Origin of the sequence: Nonomuraea antimicrobica, from assembly GCF_039536965.1 — a bacterium.
GTDB lineage: Bacteria > Actinomycetota > Actinomycetes > Streptosporangiales > Streptosporangiaceae > Nonomuraea > Nonomuraea antimicrobica.
In genome coordinates this window covers 40,617-46,616 of the sequence record NZ_BAAAZP010000008.1, presented here as the reverse complement: position 1 = coordinate 46,616, position 6,000 = coordinate 40,617, and the positions used below count along the sequence as shown (strand labels likewise).

The 6,000-nt window shown below is 67.2% G+C and carries 8 protein-coding genes; 7 read left to right on the top strand and 1 reads right to left on the bottom strand.

Features of this window, described 5'->3' with window-relative positions; all coding sequences use genetic code 11:
• Positions 1-264: tetratricopeptide repeat protein (locus ABD844_RS02440; RefSeq protein WP_344872446.1), on the top strand; the 264-nt coding region annotated here is incomplete at its 5' end.
• Between the two features lie 534 nt (positions 265-798).
• Here ABD844_RS02440 and ABD844_RS02435 read toward each other — a convergent pair.
• A complete protein-coding gene (locus ABD844_RS02435) occupies positions 799-1,227 on the bottom strand; it encodes an ATP-binding protein (RefSeq protein ID WP_344872444.1) in 429 nt (142 codons plus the stop codon).
• 148 nt (positions 1,228-1,375) lie between these two features.
• Here ABD844_RS02435 and ABD844_RS02430 point away from each other — a divergent pair, with 148 nt between their 5' ends.
• The 6 genes from ABD844_RS02430 (at position 1,376) to ABD844_RS02405 (ending at position 5,943) form a co-directional block, all read left to right on the top strand.
• Positions 1,376-1,708, top strand: coding sequence for a putative quinol monooxygenase (locus tag ABD844_RS02430; RefSeq protein WP_344872442.1), 333 nt, complete (start codon positions 1,376-1,378; stop codon positions 1,706-1,708).
• A gap of 2 nt (positions 1,709-1,710) precedes the next feature.
• Positions 1,711-2,907 (top strand): helix-turn-helix domain-containing protein, encoded by a 1,197-nt coding sequence (locus ABD844_RS02425; protein WP_344872585.1) that lies wholly within the window; start codon positions 1,711-1,713, stop codon positions 2,905-2,907.
• A 324-nt stretch (positions 2,908-3,231) separates the two neighbouring features.
• Positions 3,232-3,558, top strand: a complete 327-nt coding sequence (locus ABD844_RS02420) for an SCO3933 family regulatory protein (RefSeq protein WP_344872440.1) — start codon at positions 3,232-3,234, stop codon at positions 3,556-3,558.
• Positions 3,551-4,885, top strand: coding sequence for an FtsK/SpoIIIE domain-containing protein (locus ABD844_RS02415; protein WP_344872438.1), 1,335 nt, complete (start codon positions 3,551-3,553; stop codon positions 4,883-4,885). The genes ABD844_RS02420 and ABD844_RS02415 overlap by 8 nt, the downstream gene beginning before the upstream one ends.
• 27 nt (positions 4,886-4,912) lie before the next feature.
• Positions 4,913-5,590, top strand: coding sequence for a DUF2637 domain-containing protein (locus tag ABD844_RS02410; RefSeq protein WP_344872436.1), 678 nt, complete (start codon positions 4,913-4,915; stop codon positions 5,588-5,590).
• 14 nt (positions 5,591-5,604) lie between these two features.
• Entirely contained in the window at positions 5,605-5,943 is a 339-nt protein-coding gene (locus ABD844_RS02405) for a hypothetical protein (protein WP_344872434.1), read from the top strand.
• The last annotated feature ends 57 nt before the right edge of the window (positions 5,944-6,000 follow it).

Below are 6,000 nucleotides of genomic sequence, written 5' to 3'. Positions count from 1 at the left end.
CGCCCCGACCTCGCAGCCTCCCTGACCAACCTCGGCAACTGCTTCTCAGAGCTGGGCCGCCCGGACAAAGCCCTCCCGGCGACCCAAGAAGCCGTGACCACCTACCGGGAGCTGACCGCCGCCTTCCCCGAGCGCTACCGCCCCGACCTCGCCACCTCCCTGACCAACCTCGGCATCTGGCTCGCGGCGCTGGGCCGCCCGGCCGAGGCAGAAGAGATGCAACGGGAAGCTGAGCGGATCCGCGCGGACTATGGCGGTCATTGATCGCTACAGTCTGCGGAGCTGAGTCACCGGGTGTCTATGTGCGCGTGGGCGGTGCTGGCCCGGACCGGCCGGAGAGCCGCAGCCGGGCCAGCTTGCCGCGCACGCGCGGCAGGCCGCCGCAGGCGGGCTGCCCTTGAAACCGTAGAGAAAGTTCTCATCCGGCTCGCCGCCATGCACCGATAACTCCGCCGAGTAACTCCGCCGGGCCTACACGCGAGCCAACCTAGACCACTTCCGCAGCAGGCCGAGGACAATCAGGCGAGAGGTCTCACCGTACGAGTCCGGAGAGCAGGGCGTGCCACATGGCGCAGCCCGCTCGTGTGCTCATGCGGTGGGTCTCGTAGACCTCTTCAGTGGCAAGGTCCGTACGCCGCAGGAATGCCTGTCCGCCTGCGGTGCACAGTTCGTGAACGACCACATCGCAGTGGCAGGTCCAGGCGAGCGTTCGCCGTCGTGGTTCCTTGCGGGCTTTGAACCAGGTCAGCCGCGTGTGGTCCGGCTCTGGGTCAGGGAGGTGGGGAGACAAGCAATCGCTCATACGGTCTGGCCGGCCGAGGCGAGAGGGATGAGCCCCCACACCGTGCGCCCGCCTTCGTCGCCGTGGACGCCCCAGCGCGTTGTCAGGCTGTCCACGAGGTGCAGGCCGCGGCCGCTCTGATCCGTGTCCTCGGCCTGGCATACGTATGGGATGGAGGGGCCGCCTTCGTCGTCGACGGCGAGGATCAGGAGCGTGGTGCCGGCATGGAGAGTGACGCCGAATCGGCCGCCAGCCCGACCGCTGCGGGTGTGGCGGATGGCGTTGGTGGCGAGTTCGGACACGACGAGTTCGGCTGTGTCGGCTTCGGGGAGGTCGCCCAGGTAGCTGGTGACGAATCGGCGGGCCTCACGGATCTGGGCCTTGGTGCCAGGGAAGTTACGACACCACCGGTGGATCTCTTTCGGGCTGTTCAGCGCTGGGGACATCGCCGTTCCTCGCGTTCGTGCAGGTCAGAGCACTGCAATCGCTATCGATACTTAAAGTACTGATGCTATACTTCAAGTACAAGCGACTTGGTGTACTTGCGCCGCACAATAAGTACTGGTCGAGTAAAGACAATCGAGATCCAAGCCCGTGACAGCGATCCAGGAGGCGTACATGTTCGGACTAATGGTGCGATTCACCTGCAAGGACGAAGACAGCGCTGCGGCGTTCGACACTCTCGTCGGTGAGACAATCGAGGCGATCCGCAAGCACGAGCCGGGAACGATCGTGTACGCCTCGCACCAGGTGGACGGCCAGCCGCTCCAGCGGATCTTCTACGAGCTGTACCGGGACCGCGACGCCTTCGACGCCCACGAGCAGACCGAGCACACCAGGCGCTTCCTGGCGGCTCGCGAAGAGCTGTTGGCCTCGGTGGAGGTCGACTGGCTGAGACTGCAGACCGGAAAGGGCACGGCGTCGTGAGCATGGAGTATCAGCGGGCGCTCGGACGGCGCATCGCCCAGGAGCGCAAACGGCGTGGCCTGTCGCAGGCCGAGCTGGCCAGGCTGGTGGATCGGTCGGTGGCGTGGATCTCGCAGGTGGAGCGGGGCGTACGCAAGGTCGACCGTATGTCCGTGCTGGAGAAGGTCGCCGAGACGCTGGACGTGCCGCTGTCGGAGCTGGCCGCCGAAGCGCCCGTGGTCGCCGCCACCAATGAAGAGACGCCCGGCACGGCCGGGCTGCGGCTGGTGCTGTCCGGCGCTCATTCGCTGCAGGCCATGTTGCACGCCACGCCGGCGCCTGCGATCGATCAGCTCAAGCCGCGGGTCGATCACGCGTGGGAGCTGACGCACCAGAGCCGCTACGTCGAGCTGACCGAGTTGTTGCGCGGGCTGGTGCCCACTTTGGAGAGTGCCGCCCGGTCTGCTCCGGATGAGCAGCAGCGGGAGTTGTTCGAGTTGCTGTCGGTGGCCTATCAGACGTGTTCGGCATCGCTGGCCAAGCTGGGTGAGCCGGAGGCGGCGTGGATCGCTGCCGATCGGGCTATCAGTGCGGCCGAGCGGGCGGGGAGCCCGTTGCTGATGGCGGCCGGCGCGTTCCGGCTGGGGTTCGTGTTCCTGGGAGCGCGTCACTTCGATCAGGTGGAAGAGACGGCGCGCACCACCGCTGAGGCGCTGTGGTTCCTCACTGATCAGGGCAATGTGGAGGCGATGTCGTTGTGGGGTGGGCTCACTCTGCAGCGGGCCGTGGCCGCTTCGCGGCTCAATCAGGCCGATGTCGCCTACGAGCACCTGTCGCGCGCGCGTGAGATGGCGGCGCGGGTTGGCGAGGGGCGCAACGACTACAACACCGAGTTCGGGCCAGCCAACGTGGCCTTGCATGAGGTGGCCGTGGCGGTGGAGGTGGGCGACGCCGGCCATGCGCTACGGGTTGGCGCTGCGGTGGACGCCTCGACGCTGTCGGCAGAGCGGCGCGCGCGGCTGGCCGTGGATCTCGCGCGGGCGCATGCGCAGCGTCGTCAGGTGGATGAGGCGGTGGCAGCGTTGCTGGAGGCCGAGAGCGTCACTCCCGAGCAGATCCGTAACCATCGGATCGTCCGGCAACTCGTCGCGGACTTGCTGTCGATGCAGGATCCGGCCTCGTCTGAGCTGCGGGAACTGGCCGAGCGAGTGGGGGCGTAGAAAAAGTACGTGCACACGTACTCTAAGTACTAGCGATTACTCTCAGTATCAGGTAGCGTTCGTGTTGTAGCTGGAACTCTCCGTAGTCGGAGGGTGGCAGCCCAGCACGAACGCTCTTCGCGTTTCAGGGGTGGATCAAGAAGGTCCGCTCACAGAAGGCGGAGAGAAGGCCACACATGAAAGTGGCCTGAGCGGGAGACCCGCCCAGGCCGGATGCGATAAGCACCCTAGTTGGCGCTTCGATGCTATCGCCTCCGAGTTGACGGCACGGCCTCCCTCGTCCTGAAACGCCTGATCAACAGGCTGACGAGAGGTGTATTCGCCATGCGTACCGTCCCCATCCCCGTGGACGTCAGCAAGCTCAGCATCACCTGCGTGAAGGCCCCGCGCCCGCGGGTGCTCAACCGCGACACCGGCGAGATCAAGACCGACAAGAACGGCAACACCGTCTACGAGGTGACCGTGTCGGTGGAAGACGAGTTCGGCCGGATCGAACTCGTCAAGATCGGCATCACCGGAGAGCCGCCCATCACCACTGGAGACGCTGTCCGAGCGGTCGGCCTGCTCGGCTACGTCTGGGAGATGGCCGGGAAGTGGGGCATCTCCTACCGCGCGACCGCCCTGCTCCCGCAGGAGGCCACCGATGTCTGACCAGCTCTGGTGGATGCTCGGAGTCCTGGCCGCCGTCGCGGCCGGGCTCTGGGCCTGGCGCCGCTGGCACTACCGCTCATTCTGGCTCCTCATCGGCTTCCCGATCATGGCCATCAGCATCCGGGCGTCCTGGCGCGAGGTCGCCCTCGGCTGCAACCTCACCAAGAAGCGGCAGCGCTTCTGGTTCACCACCGTCCCCGGCCTGGTCGCCTCGACGGGCGTCGTCCGGGTCCGGCGCAAGTGGCAGCGCATTCCCGTGGACACCAAGCCGTTCATGTGGTTGCCGCTGCCGACCCGCCACGGCTGGCGGGTCACCCTGCACACCTTGGAAGGGCAGATCCCGGCCGACTACGCCGAGGTCGCCGAACGCCTGGCGCACTCCTGGGGCGTGCACGCCGTGCGCGTCTCCTCCGACAAACCAGGACGGGTACGGCTGGCCGCCACCATCCGGGACCCGCTGGTCAAGGTCGACGAGCTCCCGCCCTCCACCGAACTGCTCAAGGTCACCGTGGGACGGCTGGAGACAGGCGGGCCGTGGGTCATCGACTTCAAGACCGTGCCGCACTACATCAACGCGGGAGCCACCCAGTCCGGCAAGTCCAACCTCGCCAACGCGCTCATCGTCGGCCTGGCACCACAACCCGTCGCCCTGGTCGGCTTCGACCTCAAGGGCGGCGTGGAGTTCACCCCGTACGAGCCCCGGTTGTCCGCCCTGGCCACCACACGAGCCGAGTGCGGCGGACTGTTGGACGACCTGGTAGCGCTCATGACCGACCGGATGGGCGTGTGCCGGATGACCTCGGCCCGCAACATCTGGCAACTCCCACCCACCATGCGCCCGATCCCCGTCGTGGTCCTGGTGGACGAGCTGGCCGAGCTGTACCTGATGGCCGACAAGAGTGAGAAGGACGAGATCGCCAAGACCTCCACCGCACTCCTTCGGGTGGCGCAGCTCGGGCGAGCCTTCGGCATCTACCTGTTCTGCTCCGGTCAGCGCATCGGCTCCGACCTCGGCCCCGGCGTCACCGCCCTGCGCGCCCAATGCTCGGGACGGATCTGCCACCGCGTCAACGACCCCGAGACAGCCACCATGACCCTGGGTGACCTCGACCCCGCCGCGCTCGACTCTGCCCGCACCATCGCAGCGGAGACACCCGGCGTGGCCATCGTCGCCAGCCAGGACGGCCAGTGGTATCGGGCTCGCTCCTTCTACGTCAGCGAAGCCGCGGCCGAACACGCCGCCCGCGCCTACACCGACCAGGCACCGACCTGGGCCGACGTGATGACCGCTCAACCCATGGAGACGCCCGACCAGCAGACGGCCTGATGCGACTTCATGAAAGGAGGGGTAGAAATGCGCCGCCTCGCCGCCTGGCTGCTCAACACCGGCCTGGTCCTCGTCCTGGCCCTCATCGCAGGAGCAGGCTCGTTCACCCACATCCGCGACACCGCCAACCAGCACGGCCAGACCGGCTGGATGTCCTGGGCCATCGCCATCTGTATCGACCTGACCTGCGTCATGGCTGCCCGCGAGCGCCAGCGCGACAAGAAGACCGGCCGAACGCAACGCGGACTGATCTCCTGGCCCGTCCTGGTCCTGACCGGAAGCATCATCTTGTCCCTGGCAGCCAACCTCGCCCAAGCCACACCGACCGTCTGGGGCTGGATCACCGCCGCCACCCCGGCCAGCGCCTTCCTCCTCGCGGTGTCCATGCTCGAACGCCGCGCCACCGCCACCCGTACCAACTCGCTACAGGACGTCCCGCAGACGTCCCAAGCCGTCTCCGCAGAGTCCCACAACATCCCGCCCGCTGAACGTCCTGCGCCGGCTCCGGCTGACGAGGTCGACCGCCAGCACGACGCTCCCACACCCGATCCGACCCTCGTGGACTACGCCCGCCGCGTCGCCGACGAGCACCACTCCAAGCACGGCGGGCCGATCACCGCAGACCTCATCCGCGCCCGCCTGGGCGTGTCCGACCAACTCGCCGCCGATCTTCTCCACCTTCTACAGCCCGAACAAGCTCGGTGAAAGGAACGCCCCAGATGTTCACCACCCACTCGCGGCCCGCGTTCGTCGCCGGACTGCGTGCCCTCGCCGACTTCCTCGAAGCTCGTCCCGACATCCCGACGCCTCGGAGCACAGTCGTTCACCACTTCGTGCCCGACGCCCAGGACACCGAGATGCGTGCCGAGATCGACCGCCTGGCCACCCTGCTCGGCAGCCACCTCGACGGCGAGGACAGCCACGTCACGACCTCACTCCGCTTCGGCCCGATCGAGTACCGCGCCGTAGCGATCCTGGCCGACTCTCGCGCCCGGTACGACGCCCACAACAGCTACCGCGGCTGCGTCACACCCGACAGCCCGCAGAAAGACCAATGACCATGGACGCCACACCTGTCGGTCACTACCGCTGCTGCACCTGCAACGGCACCGGAA